Below are 18,929 nucleotides of genomic sequence, written 5' to 3'. Positions count from 1 at the left end.
CCGCATCTGTCGGCGGGTGCGCGTTTCCGTTTCACGACCTTCGGTTTTCCCGTCGAGGCGGAAGTGATCGAATATGTGCCGGCACGTGGTGACCAGCCGGCGCGCGTGGCGTTGCACGGCTGGGTCGAAGGCGATGCGCAGTCGCGCCTGGATGTGCGTCACGCGTGGCTACTTGAAAACCTGCCCGCAAGCGCGTGCGTATCCTCACGCGGGAAACGCAGAACGGCGTCCCCGCCACACAGCTTGCGACTACGCGTCCCAATCCGATGATCAACGGGCATCAGGAATGGCTCGACCGTATGATCGCGGCCGCGCGTTCAACGCTTGCATCGGCACGCTGAGGCGCGCGCCATTTCACGCATCGGCGGCCGTATCCGCTGGGCCGTCCACGGGATCGTCCACCTCGGTCGAAGCCGTCGACACGAGCACGGCTTCCGACTGCGTGCGCGCCAGCGCCGCGAAGTACCGACCCGGCGAATGCCCGAGTGCTTTCCTGAACATGGTGATGAAAGCCGTCACCGACTCATAGCCGAGTTCTTCCGACACCCGCTGCACGGAAGCGCCGCCGGCAAGCTCACGCACTGCGACGAGCAGTTGCAACTGCTGCCGCCAGCGGCCGAACGTCAGTCCCGTTTCACTCACGACGAGTCTTGCCAGCGAACGCTCGCTCATGGCGAGACGTTTGGCCCATTGCGCAATGGTGCTGCGATCGCCGGGATTGGCGTTCAATGCATCCGCCATCTGGCGGATTCGCGGATGATCGGTAACCGGCAAGTAGAGACGTTCGACCGGCATCAACGTCAGCTCATGCAATAACACGCGTGCAAGCTGGTCGGTGTGGGCATCCTGCTTATAGTTCTGCGGCGCCCCTGCGAGATGCAGAATCATTTCCCGCACCATGGGTGAAATGGACAGCGTGCAGCAATCCTTCGGCAAGTCGACGATACCAGGCTCTGCAAACAGATAACAAAGCTGGGCATTCGGCGTGGCATGGTTGCTATGCGGCATCTCGCCGGGAATCCATACTCCGCATTGCGGCGGAACGATCCAGAAGGCGCCCGCGACCTGGCAGGTTACGGCGCCGTGCAACGCCAGCACCAGTTGCCCCTTTCGATGCTTGTGCACCGGGATTTCTGCGGCATGCTCGTCGAGCTGCATGCGCAGCGCCACCGCCGGGAGATCGATCGCGTCGGGATCCGCAAAATCAGGAAGGCTAACGTAACGATCCATATCTGGCATTTTTTAGCGACATGTTGTCATTGTAGCGAAATTCATGCGGAGAATGAGTCGGCATAGTAGCGTCATGCCAAGCACAAATGCCACCTCGACCTCATCGCTCAAGACCTCGCGCTCCCGCGCGCGAGGCTGGAAGCTGCACGATCTTTATCGACGGACATCGCTGCTCAAAGCGAACCAGCCGGACCTGGAAGCCGCGCTCTTTTCGATTAAGTGCTTCGTGACGGCAATGCTGGCCTTGTACCTGTCTTTGCGGGTTGGTTTGACACGTCCCTTCTGGGCACTCGGCACGGTTTATCTGGTTTCCCAGCCTCTCTCGGACATGGCAATGAGCCGCGGACTCTTCCGCTTTCTCGGCACATTGGCGGGCTCGGCGGTGACTGTTTTACTCGTGCCGGCCCTGGTCAATGAACCCTTGGTCCTCAGTGTCGCGCTCGCCATATGGATCGGCTTCTGTCTCTACATTGCACGTCTGGACCGCACGCCGCGAGCCTACGCATTTCAGCTCGCCGGGTACACGACAAGCCTGATCGGCTTTCCGTACGTGATGAATCCCGGCGCGATCTTTACCGTTGCCAGCATGCGCGCGCAGGAAATCACGATCGGCATTCTGTGCGCAACGCTGGTCCATGCACTGGTCCTGCCGCGCAGGGTATCGCATCGTGTGCACGCCCGGGTCGCCGCTGTGCTGGCCGACTCGGAGCGATGGACCCGCCATATGCTCGGCAATGCGCGTGACGCCGTACTTGCGTTGGATCGCGCGCAATCGGCGGTGGACATGCTCGATCTCCATCAGTTGTCCACGCATCTGCCCTTCGACTCCACGCAAGGCCCGCTGCAAGCCAGGATCCTGCAAGCGCTTCATCGGCGTCTGCTGGCCGTGCTGTCCCTGTCTGGCGCGATCGACGACGCTCTGGCGGAAATGCACGCGCTGGCGCACGACATGCCCACCAGGCTCGCCTCACTATTCGAGCAGACGCAGTCATGGCTGAACGCGCCGGAGGGCATGCTCGACCCCATGGCGACCAGAACGCTGCTGGACAAATTTCGCACGCATCAGACGTACCCGTGCGGCCGCGATTCGTGGCATGACCTTCTGCTCGGCAGGTTGATAGCCAATCTCGGCGAGCTCGTGCTCGCGCATCAGGATTGCCGACTGCTGGAACAGCATCTGCAGACCGCTAGAGCGCACTGGACTCGCGATGTGCCAAAGCGGATATTCGACTCGAAGGCGGGTTATGCCTTGCACCGCGACCATTGGTTGGCGGCGCGCAGTGCAATCGGCGCCGCCATCGGCATCACGATCAGTTGCGCGCTGTGGATAGGCTCGGCATGGCCCGACGGCGCGACCGCCGTCTCTCTGGTCGGCGTGGCTTGCGCGCTGTTCGGCGTCGCCGATCAGTCGGTCGACACCCTCAATCGCTACGTGTTCGGCTCGCTGGCTGGCGTCGCGGTAGGCCTGACCTATGGCTTTGTCATCCTGCCCCGCACAACGGATTTCATCAGTCTGATGGCGGTACTCTCGCCCGCGTTACTTCTGGTCGGCGCGTCGCCAACTCGTCCCGACGCGACTCGACACGGAGATCGTCGAGCACGATATGAAAAAACTGTCCGAAGCGATGCAGAGCCGTCTCGAGGCTCGGCGCGTCGAGAAGACTCAGGCACAGGAATTTCAACGTACCACTGCGAAACGGCCAGCTAAAGACGCCCGGCATCTCGTCGTCGAGCTCGATGGCTAGCATTCGATAAAGCGTCGAAAACTGTTCCTCGGTAACCCGCGCGGCTGCTTCGCCAAGCAGACCGCGCATGATCCCTGCCGCTTCGAGATAGCGCAGCGTGACCTCGGGCCGCGCGCCGGCGGCTGCAAGAAAGCCGTTGACGAGCGAGATAGGGACGGTTGGACTCGGAGCTCGCATGTGATCGTTTCGACAGTATCGATGCCTGTGCAGTCGGGTTTGCGCCCGATTGCACTTCGTGCATGGCGTATGGCAGAGCAAGCGTGCGGTTCGCGAGTCAGACGAAGCAGCGATGGCCTCGAGCGGATCGAGGTGGACGGAACCGCGAGGTTCGGCCGAACCACTGACCGCGCATTGCGCTTCGATTGACTGCTCTCGCCGCATAATCTGCCGAGCGGAGCGCCCCGGCGGCAACACAAGAATAAAAAATGCTGCCTGAACTGCGGCAATATTTCTCCGTGCAATCAAATGACTTCGTGGTGCAGGCGAGCCGGATTTCAATAGACGCAATGAAATCTGGAACGACGAATAAAAAAGTGAGCGAGACAGATCGGTTTTTCCGATACGGATATCAGAATGGGAAATAGCGCCGCGAGCTTGTGCAGAGCGCTTGCTCTGGCACGGCGGGGGTATCGGCGGCTGAATTTGAGGCATTTTTCTATCTAAATAATAAATCAGCCTCATCAGCGAATCCGCTATTTATCGTATTAATTATCTGATTCCGAAAGCCCGTTTTTATTTGACCTGAATTTAAAACCGCTCGCGCCATCGCCTTTAAAACCAGAAAACAAAATGAAATACCCTAAGTAAGCCCTTCCCTTTTAACGCGAGGAGAACAATATGGAAATACGGCAAATCAACGTCTACGATCTGATCGACAGTCGCAGAATCGGCAGGAGGCAGTATTTCATCGTCGCCTTCTGTGCGCTGCTCATGCTGTTCGATGGCTTCGACACCCAGGTCATCAGCTTCATCGTGCCCGTTCTCGCGAAGGAATGGCAACTGCCCAAGGCGGTGTTCGGCGCAATTTTTTCAGCGGTTTTCTTCGGCTTGCTGGTCGGCAACTTCGGCATTCCGTTCGCGACCCAGCGCTTCGGTACGAAGAAGATTGCTTTCGTGGCAACCGCCGCGTTCGGGCTATTCACCGTACTGACCGTCTTCGCGACGAGCGTGCCGCAACTGATCGCCTTGAGGTTCCTCACAGGCATCGGCCTGGGAGCGGCCACGCCATGCGCGGTCGGCCTCGTTTCGGAATTCAGCCCGAAAAGAACTCGCGCGACTTTCGTCATTCTCGTCTACATGGGCTACGCGCTGGGGTTCATCTTCGCGGGACTTTGCAGCAGCGCCTTGATTCCGAGGTTTGGCTGGCAAGGTCCCATGTGGTTGGGCGGCCTTGCGGCACTCGGCTTGACGGCCCTGCTTATTCCGATGTTGCCGGAATCCGTGGCCTATCTGTCGAGAAATGCCGACCAGACCGAACTGCTTCATGCAACCCGGCGCCTCTTTCCCGATTTCACCCTGCAATCGGACACCGAACTGGTCACCCACGAAGAAAAGACGGCGGATGCCAGCGTGCTCGGATTGTTCTCCGCGCAATTCCGCCTGGGGACTTTCCTGCTGTGGGCCGTATTCGCCATCAATCTGGCCACGTTCTATTTTCTGCAAAGCTGGCTGCCGACCGTTCTCGCCTCCATCTCGTTCCCACCGGCGCTTGTGGTCTGGGCGACCATCACGGTGATCATCGGCGGCATGGTGGCAAGTCTTCTGATGGGACCCATCATGGACCGCACCAGTCCTTATCGGATCTTGTCCGCGGTCTATGTTGGCGGCGCCGTCTCGATGTATGCAATCTCGATTGCCATCGGCTCATCGCATCTGGCTTTACTCACGACGATCTTCTTTTGCGGCTTTTGCATTAGCGGCGGACAAACCTGCGCGATCGCGCTGTGCACGCTTTTCTATAGCCCGGAGTTGCGCGCCCCAGGCGTCGCGTGGGCATATGGATTCGGTCGGCTCGGCGCCGCGGGCGGGACTTATCTCGCGGGCGTCCTGTACGCAAACAACTGGACGGCCGACGCGATGTTTCGCGTCGCGGCAGCACCCATTCTCGTTGCAGCGGCTTGCGTGGCCTTGATGGGCGCCTGTTATTCCCTGACGAGGAAAGACCTGACGAAATCCTTTTCAGCCTGACCTGTCACCGCGCACTGAATCGATGGACGTTGGGTGGACTGTTCTTTTGTATTGCCTTTGAAATGTGGAGATCTTATGAAAACGAAAAAAATCGAAATCATCGTCGGTTCGCTCGTGGGGTTCGCCAGTTCCGTCGCGCATAGCCAAAGCAGCGTCACGCTTTATGGCGAGATCGACAACGGTATTCATTACCAGACCAACGTGGGTGGCGGCAAAGCTGTCTACATGGATTCACTGGACGGTATCGACGGCAGTCGCTGGGGGCTAACGGGCAAGGAAGATCTGGGCGGCGGCCTCAAAGCCATTTTTACTCTCGAATCTGGAATCAACGTCAACAATGGACAATTTGCCCAAGGCGGCACCGCGTTTGGCCGACAAGCTTTCGTCGGACTGAGCAGCGACACCTACGGCTCTCTCACCGCCGGTCGTCAATACGACATGGTGTGGTATTTCCCCGAGTTCCTTGCCGGTGCCGCAGCGGTGGGCGATTTGCCGAGCGGGCATCCGGGAGACTTCGACAACACCAGTAACAGCGTGCGCTTCAACAATTCGGTGCGCTACATGAGCCCGGACTTCCACGGTTTCTCCTTCGGCGTTGAATATAGCCTTGGCGGCGTGGCCGGTGACTTCACTTCGACGTCGGGCTATTCGGTCGGCGCCGGTTACACACACGGTCCGCTTCAGGTCGGTGCGGCGTTCGATTACTTCAAACATCCGACGTCGACACCAGGTAACGGATGGTTCACCAACTATGCAAGCGGGTTCAATCTGCTGGCCTCCTCACTGAACTCGGCTTATCAGGTCGCACAGGCCTACCAGGACGCAGTCATCGCGGCGACCTACACGATCGGCAACGCGGCGATCAGCGCCTCGTACTCGAATGTCCAGTATGCCAATCTGGGGGCGGCCTTCCTGAACGGCACGGCCATCTTCAACAACTATGACATCGGCGTGAACTACCGTGTCACGCCGGCCTTTTCCGTCGGCGTCGCGTACGACTATATGAATGCGCGCAGCGTCACGACGGCACAAGGTAATTCTGTTGGTAACCAGCACTACAATCAGGTGGCGTTCATCCTCGACTATCTGTTGTCCAAGCGTACCGATGTGTATTTCTCAGGCGGCTGGCAACGCGCTTCCGGCACATCGTCGACGGGCGCGCTGGCGGTTGCCGACATTGGCGGATCCGGAGATTCGTCGAATAACCACCAGATGGTTTACCGGCTGGCTATTCGACACAAGTTTTAAGGACGCTCGCTCGCCAACGCTTTGCCAGAACGATGCAGCGGTATTTCATAACCGACATGCCGTCGCCGCTTTCCCTGCTCAAGGCTGCTGGTTCGACACCTGGTAGTATGGCGTCGCGCCAGCGCCCGCATCATAGACATCCTGATTCCGGCGAGTCTGGGCCAGATCGGGCGGATAGGCCCGCTGCCTGTTCGAGTTCGTCGAAATCCAGCCGTCGCGTTCGGCCTGAACGAGTTCGGCCCGTACCTCAGCACGCGTCTTTCCGCTCGTGGCCAACGTCGCGGAACAGCTCGCGTCGCTAACACCGGCGCTTGCGGCCAGTGGAAAGAACATGACGAAGCAGAGCACCGCTGCAATTACCGTTCGCATGAAAAACTCCTTCTTGGTAAAGCAATGGTTCCGCGCTCACACGAAACCATACATGGTGAACAACATGACATACGGGATTTCCTGTCCCGCCGAATTGCAGACGATGATGTCCAGCTTCTGAATGGCGCACATGGACACTATCGCCCTAGCGACTTGCGAAAAGACAAGCTTCACGATGATTGACTCCCCGATTTGATTCGACCTTAAGGTTGACCTCCCGGCAATCTGTCACTGGCGCCGGCCGGTGCGAGACCGGTGCATCACGAGTGCATGACGCACGGCTGTCATCTACATTGAAAAACTCTCTTTTTCACTACTGGCTTGAAGCACGACAGCCTGAACCACTGGTGCTTTGAAGCGTCTCCATGAGTAGTACTTTATCTACAATCACCCGGTCTGAATTTGTGGAAGATGACAACTTATCTGCAAAAACTGCCAGAGTTTTTTCCTAGGCATAGTGCGCGGTTTTTTGCTTCAGTCAGCGTCGTTATACGTCGCTACTCGCCATGCAGGTACAGAAGCGTAGACGTGTGGTACGCGATCCAAATTGAGTTGTACGGCTGTCGAGTAAGAGGACGACCACGTCCGAGTCACCGGCCGGCGGTGCGACGACGATTGACCTCGCTGAGCGGATTGCGTGCAAACGCAAGGGCAGAGGAGCGTTGAGACGGACTGCGTGCACGTGAAGTGGTTTTGCGCAGTTCGCGCAATGTGGTTCCGGATAGCGGCTATTGATTAGTTTGATTGGCCGCGCGTTTTTAAACGCCCATAACCTGGCGTATTGCGGCTCTGTCGATCCGGAGAGAGCAAACTACGGGTGTGCCGCGAGCACACCCCTTTCGTTTCAGGCCTGCTTCTACGGCAACCGATGATAAGCGCGGCCGTGATACACGAGACCCGATCCCGAAGAGCCGAGATGAATCCCCTGTACGGCGCAGAAGAAAACCGTATGTGTGCCGATGTCGACGCTTCTGTCCACCGTGCAGTCGAGACTCGCAGTTGCGGTGGCCAGCACCGGTGCACCCGTGACGAGACGGATCCACTCGCCGTACGTGAAGCGCTCGTTCATCTGGATATCTCCCTTGCCCGCGAAGATCGGCGCCAGCACCTCGTGCTCGTGAGAAAGAACGTTGACACAGATGATGCCGGCCGTGCTGAAGTGGCCATATTGCCGGCTGGACCGGCCTATGCAGACGAGCACCGTGGCGGGATCGTCGGTCACGGAGCAGACCGCGGACACCGTCATGCCGACATCGCCGGAAGGTGTCGTGGTGGTGATGATATTCACCGCAGCTCCAATACGGGCCATGGCCTCGCGAAAGGTAGTGCGGTCAGGAGAAAGTGTTATCACGGCGGTATCTCTCGGTTGACGGAACGGTGGCGGCCCTTTCACGGCCGGCGCGCCACCGGAACTTCCACGAAGCAGCGCGGAGAAGTACCCGTGGCGTTGCACCAATCATGGCCTGCGCCGCACCATCAGTTGGTTCTCGCAGATGGTCCTCGCAGTCAGTTGCGCTGCTGGCGCTTTTTACTGCTGCTGGCCAGAAGCTGCTGGCCCTGAACCGGCGAGCTGCTCCTTGATCAACTGCTCTTCGGCATCGTCATAAAGACCTGCAATAATGCACTCGTAGCGTGCCATCAGCGGTTTGCGACGCTTCTTGCGGGTTGCGGTCATCACCCCGTTTTCCGGCGTAAGTTCCTCGGGGAAAATCCTGAACGCCTTGATCTGCTCCGCTCTTGCCAACTTCGCATTGGCCTTTTCCACTTCTTCGCGGATCAGATCGATGACGATCGCCGAAGTGGCCAGATCGGCGTAACACGTGATCGAAGCGTCCCGCGTCCTGGCCCAATCCATCGTGAGCGTGCCGTCTACTTCGATCAACGCCGTCAGATACTTGCGCCCTTCGCCAATCACCATTGCCTCGGTGATAAACGGGCTCTGGCGAAGTTCGTTCTCGATCTGCACCGGGCTAATCGATTTGCCTGCCGCAGTGTTGATCAGCTCTTTCTTTCGATCGATTAGCTTGTAAGAACCATTCGCGTCGATATCCACGATGTCTCCGGTATGCAGCCAGCCGTCCCGCAACGCCGAGTTCGTTTCAGCTTCCTTGTTCCAGTAGCCGATAAACAGACCCGGCCCACGAACGATCATTTCGCCGTCCGGCAACACGCGCGTTTCCCATGCGGCGTCGTCGAGCGGCACACCGGAGTTGCCCGGCCTCGACCAGTCAGTCACCTGCGCGAGGTTTCCGCCGACCATCTCCGTTTGCCCGTAATTCTCTTTAAGGTTGACGCCCCACAACTGGAACAGTGTGACGACCTCGGGTGGCACGGGAGCGGACGCGGTATACGGATAGCGCAAATCGTCGAAGCCGATTCTGGCCAGCAAGGGCTTGAAAATAAGCTCCCTGCAGGTGGCGTAGAGTTGTTCCTTGAATGGATCGCTGCTGCCTGCATCCAATCGATCGGCTAGTACTTCTCTGGCAATACCTAGCGCGAGCTTGTAGTTTCTCTGCTCGGCTTGAGAACTGCCGTTCACGTGGTTGATGATCTGGGTCGCGAACTTCTGATAGAAGCGCGGCGGCGCCATATAGGATGTCGGTTTGACTTCCTGAATGCACTTCGCGAAATCGGCCGAGACGTCGACGAAGTAAGATACTGTCTTCGCCATCAACGGGAGCGTCATGGCCTGAATGCGCGCCACTGTGTGTGAAAGCGGTAGATGGATCACCATGCGCTGCGATTCGGACAGTATCGCCGGGCAGAAGGTTGGCCACGTGAACGCGCCCGCCAGCATCGACAGATGCGTCAGCATCGCACCTTTGGGCGCCCCCGTGGTTCCCGAGGTGTAACCCAGGCTCACCAGATCCGTTGACTTCGCCGGCTCGGACTGCTCACGCAGATAAGCGACTTCATCCCCGGCAAAGTGCAAGGCGAATTCGGCGAGTGAAACGACGTTCGCGCCTGTTTCCAGTGGCGTGCTCTTCCACGCCGGATCGAGCACCACGATCTTGAGAAGCTTGCGTGACGTATCAGCAGCTTCGATGATGCGAAGCTGTTCGGCACTGCCGGCAAAAGCGAGTCTCGCTCCAGAATCCTCCAGATAGTAGCGGACCTCTTCGACCGACGCGGTGAAATAGACGCCTACCGTGACCGCTCCCGAGCAGATCGTCGCCATATCGGCGATGAGCCACTCCTGGGATACGTCGCCCATGATGGCAATCCGGTCGCCTCTTGCTACACCGGCCTCCCTGAGTGCGGCCGATACGGAACAGACTGCGTTCGCATAGCCTTTCCAAGTAGTGGGTATCCACTCCCCGGCACGCTTCTGAAAGAACGCGTTGGCCTCGGCGTCGTTCTTCACGCGCTCGATCAGCAAGGCCGGAATAGTGGTGGTGGCGAATTGACTGCCGGAAGTCCACGGTGCCGCGCTCATTTGTAGTTGTCTCCAAAGCGCTTGCGCTTTTCCGCGAACGAAGCCACCGCTTCGCGGCGCTCGGGGGAATTGAAGGTTAGCGTTTCCAGCGCGGTCGACGTATCGAGAAGCAGGTGGGCATTCTGCTTGACGAGCTTGTTGACGCAGTATTTCGTCCAGATCACCGCATCGCGCGGACCGCTCGCGAGCAGTTCCGCGTAATCGATCGTCGCTTCCAGCAGTTTGTCGCTTTCGACGATCTTGTTGATCATGCCCATTGCGAGTGCTTCCTCGGCGCTGACGAAGTCGCCTGTCATCAGATAGTGGCGCGCGCGGACCGGTCCGAGAAGAAGCGGCCAGATCACCGCGCCGCCATCGCCCGCGACGACACCCGCATTGACGTGGGTGTCGGCGAATCGCGCAGTCGGGCTCGCATAAATCATGTCGCAGAACAGCGCGAGCGTGGCGCCCAGACCCACGGCTACGCCATTGACCGCCGCCACGATCGGCACCTCGACCTCGAGCATGTTTCTCACGAGGTGACGGCCACCGCGCGTCGCCGAAGGGATATCGCCGTTGTCGATCGTTTTCTGATCGCCGCCGGAGCAGAAACCGCGGCCGGCGCCGGTCAGAACGATCGCCTTGACCGATTTGTCGTGATCCAGATCGACGAAAACCCGTTCCAACTCGTCATGCATGTCCCAATTGATAGCGTTGAGGATTTCCGGGCGATTCATCGTGACGATCGCGACGCCGGAGGACCGTTGCTCGACATTCAGATATCGATAGCGCGAAGACGTGTTCATAAGTAGGTTATCCTTGAGTTTGTTGCGGATTGGAGGGCTGCGGGCGCATGGCGCGAATCTTCTCGAGCAACTCGTCCGTTGGGCGGACGATATTGTTGCGATCGTTGAAATGCGGAATCACGTAGCGGCCAACCATCTCGATCGCCGACATGATCTGCTCGTGGGGCACCGAGTCGATATGCAACAGCACCTCGTCGATTCCGAGCTTCTCGTATTGCTCCAACTGGCGGATGACGGTATCGGGACTTCCGCACACCGTCGTCGCAGACTCGTTCAGGAGGTAATCCCAGTCTTCGACGGCGCGTTGCATGGCGGGCACGCTTTCTGCCATATACGCATAGTTATCCGCAAGTTTGGCGAGCCGCGGATAAGCATCGGTTGAGATGCGCGCGTAGTTCATGATCGGCCCGGCGTAAATGTCCTTGGCTTCCTGATCGGTCTTCCCGATGCCGATGAAGAGCGGCATGCCGGCACGCGGCTTGTGCAACGGTCCGGTCTCGTCGCGCTTCCAGTTTTTCCAGTAGGTGTCCAGCAGACCTTTCTGTTTTTCCCAACCCTGATAGATGGCGTGGCTCATCACCGCAAGGCCTTCCGAGCCGGCCCAGGCGTGACTGTTTGCGCTGGTTGCGGCCACGCCGAGCACCGGATACGGCTTTTGCAAGGGCTTCGGCACGAGTGACCGGGGCGGCACCTGGTAATACTTTCCTTCGAAAGTGAAAACGTCTTCGCGCATCGCTTTACGCAACAGCGCCATGCCCTCTTCCATCTGCGGCAGCGTTTCGTCGGGCGACACATTGAACGCGCGCATGGCGATAGTGGTGTTGGCGCGACCGCAATACATTTCCATCCGCCCGTTGGAGAGAATGTCGGTGGCCGCCAGCCGTTCTGCGGTACGCAGTGCGTGGTTGATGGCCTTGGGCATCAACGCCACCGCAGGACGAAGTTTGATTCGCGACGTGACAGCGGCAAGATAACCGAAGACCACTTCAGGAGCCGAACTCGACACGCCGCCGAGCGCAAAATGCTGCTCCGACAGCGCAACAAAATCGAAACCCATCTGCTCAGCAAGAAGAGTTTCGCGAACCAGTTCGCGAAGCCGGTTCGAGTAGCTATGCCCGACCTGTGTCTCCTGCTCGGACCAAAAACCGATTTTCAATGGCATTTTCTTTTCCTTGACAGTCATAATTTGGAAATTCATGGCGTGCGCGAACTGCCGCCGACTTTCGGTCGGGGGTCTCGCCCGTGAAACGATGAACCTCGCCAATGCGCTGGATTTGGAAACGTCGCATCGAAAGTCGATAGATATACTTATCTCTTTCGTTGCCGTTTCGTCCTTGAAGTCTCTTTGTTTTTCGTGAATAAATATTGCCGTAGATGTCACAGCATTTTTTATTCTTTTTATGCCACTACGTTGTCAATACCGGCAGATCATGCTGCTGGGGCATCGACCTTCTACGTCGATGATTCGGCCGCAAATGCCGTCGCGAGAAGTCTTGCCGTTGCGTGCAGACAGGTCTCGCCGATCTCGCGTGACGATCCTCGCGCGTCGCCAAGCACGCCGTTTCGGGAGATGGACGCCACGCCATCTTTCCACATCAGATTCAACTGCTCGGTCGTCATGAAACCGACGTGGCCTGCCACCAGTTGACCGCGTCGGACACTGTCGGGGTGAAGATGAATCATGAGCGAGGTTTCGGCGATGTCGGCGTGTCCGCCCACCGATTCCGGATCGCCGCCAGCCTCTTCGACCGCCAGCCGCCATTCACGCAGCCACGCCTGGTGATTCGTATAGGCGAGAACCTGAACGTCCGGTCCGACAGCTTCTCTCAAACCCGGCAACATCGTATGAAGAGCATTGAAGTTACCGACATGAGCCGAGAAAAGATAGATGCGTTTGAATCCGTGTTTCGCGAGGCTCACACAGTAATCGTGGCAGAGCGCAGCGTACGTTTGCTCCTGCAATGAAATCGTACCGGGGAAGGCCATGTGATGTTTCGAGCATCCCACCTGGATGGTTGGCGCAATCAAGGTTCGCCCCAGCAACGTGGCGATTTCCACCGCCAGTGCTTCTGCGTGATCCGCATCCATGCTCAGGGGTAAATGGGGTCCGTGCTGCTCGATCGCTCCGCAGGGAATGATGACGCCATCGAACTGCGTGGCCAATGCGGCCGCCACGTCCTCATAGGTCATGCGCGCGAGATGGAGCGCTTCCGGTGGTTGTAGATGACTCACGATTGGGCCTTCTTGTTGCGGGTCAGAAATTGGGATCTGGCATCGGCGGATTTCGAGTTGCCGAGATATGCGCGCAGGTCATCGAGCGTCATCTGCAGCAGCGCCGCGTCGTTCATCTGTGAACTTTCGCGCAGTGTTCTCTTGATGGCAGCGAAGAGTTGCCGGTCTTTGCTGCAAAGCTCCCGGCATTTGGCAAACGCGTCTCGCAGCACTTCGTCACGCGTGGATATGGCATCCACCGCTCCCATCGAGAGCGCATCGCCGGCGGTGATCAGCGCACCTGAAAACAACAACGAACGCGCAGCACGTTGACCGAGCAGCGTCGCAGCGTGACGCATTCCTTTTGCCGCGGGTAACAGCCCGTGATTGATCTCGGGAAATCCCAACCTGGATTCGACCGCTGCGACAACGTAATCGGCATGCAGGATCATTTCGAATCCCGCGCCCACCGCGTAGCCATTGACCGCGCACACGAGCGGGCTCGGGTACTGCTCGAGCTGACCCAGAAACGCGTGAAACTCTTCCATGCGCGACAGCGCGAGTTCATGGTCGGCCACTTCATTGATATCACCCCCAGCACAAAAGAACTTCTCTCCCGCTCCCGTGAGGACGATGCCAGGCGGTACGTTTTCCTGAGCAAGGTCGCTGAAGGTGGAAATCAAAGCGGTAATGAGTGGTCCGCTGAGAGCGTTTGCCGGCGGACGGTTTATCGTCAGCTGCACGAGATCGGCATCGATGCGCGTGCAAATAAGTTCGTCGTTTTTCATACCTCATGCCTCGTCATTTTTCATTTGATTAGTGTAGGCGCGAAGGGGCAAAATTTAATTTTGATTTGCCGGTGCCATCGTGAATTCGACGGATTAAAATCGCGTCATTCAGATGGCGCACCGAATGTTGCGCTGAGTGCGGCGACTCATGAATTCCGAGGCCGGGCAAGCGCAGAAAGCGAGTGAACCGTGGAACCAGAAACGCCTGAAATCCGGCCGTCCATTTCGCCAGTCATGACAGACGGGGTGAAGATCAACTATCAGCCGTTCGATCCGGATGCCGTCGACTCGCCGGTCATTTCCGTTCTTCTGGAGACCAGTGGGAAACAGGACGAACTGCCGATGCACGTCCACCGCAAGGGGCAAATGGTCGTGGCGTTGAGAGGGTCGGTCATGTGCCGATCACCGAGCGGATGGTGGATAGTCCCGCCCAATGGCGCAGTGTGGATTCCTGGTGGCATTCTTCATAGCAATCACGCGTCCGATTTCGCCAAGCTCTACGTCATATTCATTCCACCGGACGAAGCGGATCTGCCCACCGACTGCCGCAGCTTCACGATCACGCCGCTCATCCGCGAGCTGATCCGTTCACTGGCCAGGCTGCCGCCCGACTATCCCAAGGAAGGTCCGGCAAGTCGGCTTGCCAGAGTATTGCTGGATCAACTTTCGCAACTCGCGCCCGACGACGTCTTTCTCCCCATCTCCGACAATCATCGGCTTCAACAGATCGCTTCGTCTTTGCTCGACAATCCCGCCGACCGCAGCACGATCGCGGAATGGGGACGCCGGTATGCCATGAGCGAACGTACGCTCGCACGGCTGGTGCTCAGCGAGACCGGTATGACATTCGGGCGCTGGCGCGAACGTTTGCATATCATCATTGCCCTTCAGCGATTATCGGCGGGAGCGTCGGTTCACGCGGTATCGCTCGAACTCGGCTATGAAGGTCCCAATTCGTTCATCACCATGTTCAAGAAGACCATGGGACAAAGTCCCGGCAAATTCCGGGTGGACAAGATGGATGCGTCTTCGCCTTGATCAAAACGCGGCGGCGGGCGATACACCGCCGCGTCTTCTATAGCTGACGCGCTCGCTCTCGCAAGATGAACTTCTGGATCTTGCCGGTTGCGGTCTTGGGCAGCGGTGTGAAGACGATGGTCCTGGGAGTTTTGAAATGGGCCATGCGCTCGCGGCAAAAAGCAATGATGTCCGCTTCGGTCACTAGCGCACTATCCTTGAGCGTAATGAAAGCGCACGGTGTCTCGCCCCACTTGTCGTCAGGACGGGCGACGATGGCCGCCTCCAGAACAGCTGGATGGGAATACAGCACGTCCTCGATCTCAATCGACGAAATGTTTTCGCCTCCCGAGATAATGATGTCCTTCGAGCGATCCTTGATTTCCAGGTAACCATCGGGATGCCACACGCCGAGATCGCCGCTATGAAACCACCCTCCGGCAAACGCCTCTGTCGTCGCGTCCGGATTCCTCAGGTAGCCCTTCATGACATTGTTGCCGCGAAGAAAGACCTCGCCGAGCGTCTGCCCATCTTTCGGAACCGGCTCCAGCGTATCCGGGTGCGCGACCATCATTGCTTCGAGAGCAGGTCCGCGTACGCCCTGGCGGGCCTTGAGTTGCGCTCTCGCATCGAGAGCGAGATCATTCCACGACGCGCGCCACACGCATTGCACAGCCGGGCCATAAGACTCGGTCAACCCGTAGACATGCGTCACGTCCCAGCCCATGCGCTCCATCCCGGCGATCACCGAAGCGGGCGGTGGCGCGCCGCCAGTCATGACCTTGACCACATGACTCATGCCGGCTTTCAGCTCCGGCGCGGCGTTATTGATCATGTTCAACACCGCCGAGGCGGCACAGAAATGCGTGACCGACTCGCTGAGGATGGCGTCGAGAATCCGCTCAGCCCGGGTATGGCGCAGAAAGACGCTGGTGCCGCCCACCAACGCCATGGTCCAGGGAAAGCACCAGCCATTGCAGTGGAACATCGGCAAAGTCCACAAGTACGTGGTGTTCTCGTTCAGATGCCACGCTAGTGCATTCGACACGGCGTTGAGATAAGCGCCGCGATGGTGATACACCACCCCTTTGGGATTCCCCGTGGTGCCCGACGTGTAGTTCAGGGAAATGGCCTGCCATTCGTCTTCAGGCATCGCAAGAGAGAACCCGGTGTGTGTGCCCTCCTGCAGCAACGCTTCATAATTCTTTTCGCCGAGTAGATCGCCATCTCCGAACTGAGGATCGTCGATGTCGATAACATGAATGACGCGGCCAAGACGAGCCAACGCTTTCCTCACTGTCAGCGAGAATTCGCGATCGGTGATCAGCAGCTTCGCGTCGCCATGATTGAGTATGAAAGCGATCGTGTCGGCGTCGAGTCGCGTGTTGATGGTGTTCAGTACAGCGCCGCAAAGCGGTACACCGAAATGCGCTTCGAACAGTTCCGGCGTATTGGCCGCGATCATCGCCACGGTATCGCCCTTGCCGATGCCGCGCCCGCGCAGCGCACCAGCGAGTCGCCGGCAACGCCGATACGTTTCGGCCCAGTCGCGGCGAATCGCACCATGAACGACGGCCGTGCGCTCCGGCCAGATAGAAGCGGCGCGTTCGAGAAATGTCAGCGGCGACAATGCGATGAAATTCGCCGGGTCGCGCTCGAGACCGATCGTATAGGGATTGTCTGCCGTGACTTTCATGCGGACTGCCCCACGACTATGGCACTCGTGTGCCCGGCAAAGAGGCCGAGGGCTTCTGCGTGTCTCATCTCTCTTCCTTGAATTGTTTTTATGGTGACGAAACGCTCTGAAATGAGCGGCATTGCTGGATAGTTTCAAGTTTCCTGATAGTCGCTGATACGCTCTATTTTTCTCTGCTCCACCACGTTCAGACCGTAACCCTCCAGACCCACGATCGTTCTCTCGTGATTGGAAAGCAGGATCATGTTTTTCACGCCGAGTTCGGTAAGAATTTGCGCACCGATTCCGTAATCACGCAGCTCCGGCTCGGTGGGCTTGGGGTGCATCATCGAACGCACGCGCTCCGACACCGCCGTGAGGCGCGACTCGCGGATCAGCACGATCACGCCGCGGTTCTCGTCCGCCAGCAGACGTGCCGCGCCACGTAGAGAGGCAAGGTGGTGACCGCCAATGATGTCGTTCATCGTATCGGTCGCATGCATGCGTACGAGAACAGGGTCGGTTCCCCGCAGGTCGCCCATGACAAAGGCAATATGCTCGACCTGATCGACCCGGTTGCGGTAGACGACGATCCGCCAATGCCTTCCGTTCGACTCGGTGAAGCTGCCGCTTTCAACGGCCTCCACGAGCCTTTCCGTTCGCCGGCGATAGGCGATGAGATCGGCGATCGTGCCGAGTTTCAGCTTATGCCGCCGTGAAAACTCGATGAGGTCCGGCAGCCTCGCCATGGTGCCGTCGTCGTTCATGATTTCGCAAATCGCACCGGCCGGCGCGAGCCCGGCCAGACGCGCGATATCCACCGCGGCCTCGGTGTGGCCGGCGCGCACGAGTGTCCCGCCATCGCGCGCCATGAGCGGAAAGACATGCCCGGGAGAGACGATCTCGTCGCGCCCCGTTTCCGGATTGATCGCAACCGAGATCGTGCGCGAACGGTCGGCTGCCGAAATGCCTGTACTCACACCGTCACGCGCCTCGATCGATACCGTGAAAGCCGTCTCGTGCCGCGAGCCGTTGATCCGGCTCATCAGATGAAGGCCCAGTGATTCGCAGCGCGAGCGGGTCATTGCGAGGCAGATCAAACCACGCGCATGCGTCGCCATGAAATTAACGGCGTCGGGCGTGGCGAACTGGGCGGGAATAATAAGGTCGCCTTCGTTCTCGCGATCTTCGTCGTCGACCAGAATGAACATGCGGCCGGCTCGCGCTTCTTCGATAATGTCCGACGCCGTTGCGATGCCAGCGCGCGAATCCACCGGCTGTCGGCCCGATGCTGCGTTACTCATTAGTCCACCTCACGCAATGTGATCACGATACTTGCGCCAAGCCGTGAATCTGGATAGGCCGTGTCGTGTCGATAGGGAGCGTCGTTTTATTGGCAAGCCGTTTGAGGACGACGTTCGAGCGAACGCTGGCCACGCCGGGAAGCGACGTCAGCTTATGTGTGATGATGTGTTCAAGTTCGACGAGGTCTCTCGCCACCACCCGAAGGAGATAGTCGGTCTGCCCGGTCATCATGAAACAGTCCATGACTTCGGTAATACCTCTCACCGTGTCGGCGAAACTCTCCCGCGCATGCATGCCCTGCCGCTCCAGACTGATCTCGACAATGGCCATGACGCCCAGCCCGAGCAGAGACGCGTCGAGGACGGCGACGCGTCGGCTGATCACCCCGAGACGCTCCAGATTCCTGACTCTGACGAGGCAGGGTGAAGGTGACAGGTTGACTCGAGCCGCCAGCTCGAGATTCGTCAAACTCGAGTCCTCCTGAAGTTCACTCAGGATGCTAAGGTCTATCCTATCCAGCGCAACGTTCATGGCCCGGGTCTCCTCTTCGCCTAAGGCTCTGGTGCCCCGAGGTTCGAACGGTCGCTTGCGATCAGAACAACGATTTCTGCTCCAGCACGTATTCGAACAACAGCACCTGATGAACGAGTTTATGCCAGCTGGCTCCGTGCGAAATTCCGATAAAAAGTCTAGTTATCACCAAAAACAGACATTCTCGTCGAGGCGCGGGAAAACCCGCTATTCGTCACACTAGCGAAACGTAAGCTGCGATCGCGATCAGGTCTTTCTTGGTGGCGGCAGGTCGGTACAGACGCCCACGTACAACTCCGCGGCCATGCCGATCGATTCGCCCAGCGTCGGATGCGGGTGAATCGTCTTGCCGATGTCCGTTGCATCGGCACCCATCTCGACCGCGAGACACACTTCGCTGAT

General features: G+C 58.5%; 15 protein-coding genes and 2 pseudogenes. 4 read left to right on the top strand and 13 right to left on the bottom strand.

Translation table 11 applies throughout. From position 1 onward, the window contains the following. Nucleotides 1-354: 354 nt before the first annotated feature. The gene (locus B0G75_RS38225; RefSeq protein ID WP_106314796.1) at nucleotides 355-1,230 is read right to left on the bottom strand and encodes a helix-turn-helix domain-containing protein; all 876 of its coding nucleotides are present in this window, start codon (nucleotides 1,228-1,230) and stop codon (nucleotides 355-357) included. A gap of 43 nt (nucleotides 1,231-1,273) precedes the next feature. On the opposite strand from B0G75_RS38225, the pseudogene B0G75_RS38220 reads away from it, so the two are divergent. Continuing rightward, nucleotides 1,274-2,743, top strand: a pseudogene (locus tag B0G75_RS38220) (FUSC family protein); the annotation flags it as partial. 37 nt (nucleotides 2,744-2,780) lie between these two features. Here B0G75_RS38220 and B0G75_RS41765 read toward each other — a convergent pair. After that, nucleotides 2,781-3,152, bottom strand: a pseudogene (locus tag B0G75_RS41765) (AraC family transcriptional regulator ligand-binding domain-containing protein); the annotation flags it as partial. A gap of 660 nt (nucleotides 3,153-3,812) precedes the next feature. On the opposite strand from B0G75_RS41765, the gene B0G75_RS38210 reads away from it, so the two are divergent. Beyond that, nucleotides 3,813-5,162 carry an MFS transporter gene (locus B0G75_RS38210; RefSeq protein WP_106314794.1) on the top strand — a complete coding sequence of 450 codons (1,350 nt, stop codon included), beginning with the start codon at nucleotides 3,813-3,815 and terminating at the stop codon, nucleotides 5,160-5,162. A gap of 75 nt (nucleotides 5,163-5,237) precedes the next feature. Then, nucleotides 5,238-6,410, top strand: coding sequence for a porin (locus B0G75_RS38205; protein ID WP_106314793.1), 1,173 nt, complete (start codon nucleotides 5,238-5,240; stop codon nucleotides 6,408-6,410). A 78-nt stretch (nucleotides 6,411-6,488) separates the two neighbouring features. Here B0G75_RS38205 and B0G75_RS38200 read toward each other — a convergent pair whose 3' ends face one another. The 7 genes from B0G75_RS38200 to B0G75_RS38170 all read right to left on the bottom strand — a co-directional run bounded on the left by B0G75_RS38200 (nucleotide 6,489) and on the right by B0G75_RS38170 (nucleotide 13,999). Then, on the bottom strand, nucleotides 6,489-6,779 hold the full coding sequence (locus B0G75_RS38200) for a DUF4148 domain-containing protein (RefSeq protein WP_106314792.1): 291 nt from the start codon (nucleotides 6,777-6,779) through the stop codon (nucleotides 6,489-6,491). Between the two features lie 856 nt (nucleotides 6,780-7,635). Then, nucleotides 7,636-8,067, bottom strand: a complete 432-nt coding sequence (locus tag B0G75_RS38195) for a flavin reductase (RefSeq protein ID WP_374956955.1) — start codon at nucleotides 8,065-8,067, stop codon at nucleotides 7,636-7,638. 240 nt (nucleotides 8,068-8,307) lie between these two features. Continuing rightward, nucleotides 8,308-10,215, bottom strand: coding sequence for a long-chain fatty acid--CoA ligase (locus B0G75_RS38190; protein WP_106314791.1), 1,908 nt, complete (start codon nucleotides 10,213-10,215; stop codon nucleotides 8,308-8,310). After that, the gene (locus tag B0G75_RS38185) at nucleotides 10,212-11,000 is read right to left on the bottom strand and encodes an enoyl-CoA hydratase/isomerase family protein (RefSeq protein WP_106314790.1); all 789 of its coding nucleotides are present in this window, start codon (nucleotides 10,998-11,000) and stop codon (nucleotides 10,212-10,214) included. Before B0G75_RS38185 ends, B0G75_RS38190 begins: the two co-directional genes overlap by 4 nt. Nucleotides 11,001-11,007: 7 nt before the next feature. Beyond that, nucleotides 11,008-12,162: an LLM class flavin-dependent oxidoreductase gene (locus tag B0G75_RS38180; RefSeq protein WP_106314810.1), complete on the bottom strand. Its 1,155-nt coding sequence runs from the start codon at nucleotides 12,160-12,162 to the stop codon at nucleotides 11,008-11,010. A 290-nt stretch (nucleotides 12,163-12,452) separates the two neighbouring features. Next, complete coding sequence (locus B0G75_RS38175) at nucleotides 12,453-13,232, bottom strand: creatininase family protein (protein ID WP_106314789.1); 780 nt, start codon at nucleotides 13,230-13,232, stop codon at nucleotides 12,453-12,455. Further along, the gene (locus B0G75_RS38170) at nucleotides 13,229-13,999 is read right to left on the bottom strand and encodes an enoyl-CoA hydratase/isomerase family protein (protein WP_106314788.1); all 771 of its coding nucleotides are present in this window, start codon (nucleotides 13,997-13,999) and stop codon (nucleotides 13,229-13,231) included. The genes B0G75_RS38175 and B0G75_RS38170 overlap by 4 nt, the downstream gene beginning before the upstream one ends. 189 nt (nucleotides 14,000-14,188) lie before the next feature. Between B0G75_RS38170 and B0G75_RS38165 the strand changes: the two genes are divergently transcribed. Then, complete coding sequence (locus B0G75_RS38165) at nucleotides 14,189-15,037, top strand: helix-turn-helix domain-containing protein (RefSeq protein ID WP_258194926.1); 849 nt, start codon at nucleotides 14,189-14,191, stop codon at nucleotides 15,035-15,037. A gap of 37 nt (nucleotides 15,038-15,074) precedes the next feature. Here the strand turns inward: B0G75_RS38165 and B0G75_RS38160 are convergent, their stop codons facing one another. The 4 genes from B0G75_RS38160 to B0G75_RS40410 all read right to left on the bottom strand — a co-directional run. Further along, nucleotides 15,075-16,712: an acyl-CoA synthetase gene (locus B0G75_RS38160; protein WP_106314786.1), complete on the bottom strand. Its 1,638-nt coding sequence runs from the start codon at nucleotides 16,710-16,712 to the stop codon at nucleotides 15,075-15,077. 134 nt (nucleotides 16,713-16,846) lie between these two features. Continuing rightward, nucleotides 16,847-17,995, bottom strand: coding sequence for a 3,4-dihydroxy-2-butanone-4-phosphate synthase (ribB, locus tag B0G75_RS38155; protein ID WP_106314785.1), 1,149 nt, complete (start codon nucleotides 17,993-17,995; stop codon nucleotides 16,847-16,849). A gap of 22 nt (nucleotides 17,996-18,017) precedes the next feature. Beyond that, nucleotides 18,018-18,527, bottom strand: coding sequence for an Lrp/AsnC family transcriptional regulator (locus tag B0G75_RS38150; RefSeq protein ID WP_106314784.1), 510 nt, complete (start codon nucleotides 18,525-18,527; stop codon nucleotides 18,018-18,020). Nucleotides 18,528-18,773: 246 nt separating this feature from the next. Beyond that, on the bottom strand, nucleotides 18,774-18,929 hold a 156-nt coding region (locus tag B0G75_RS40410; protein WP_146142592.1), incomplete at its 5' end, for a hypothetical protein.

The sequence above is a fragment of the Paraburkholderia sp. BL18I3N2 genome, assembly GCF_003001875.1.
Classification (GTDB): Bacteria; Pseudomonadota; Gammaproteobacteria; order Burkholderiales; family Burkholderiaceae; genus Paraburkholderia; species Paraburkholderia phytofirmans.
The sequence above is the reverse complement of the archived record's forward strand: the minus strand, read 5'-3'. Positions and strand labels throughout refer to the sequence as shown.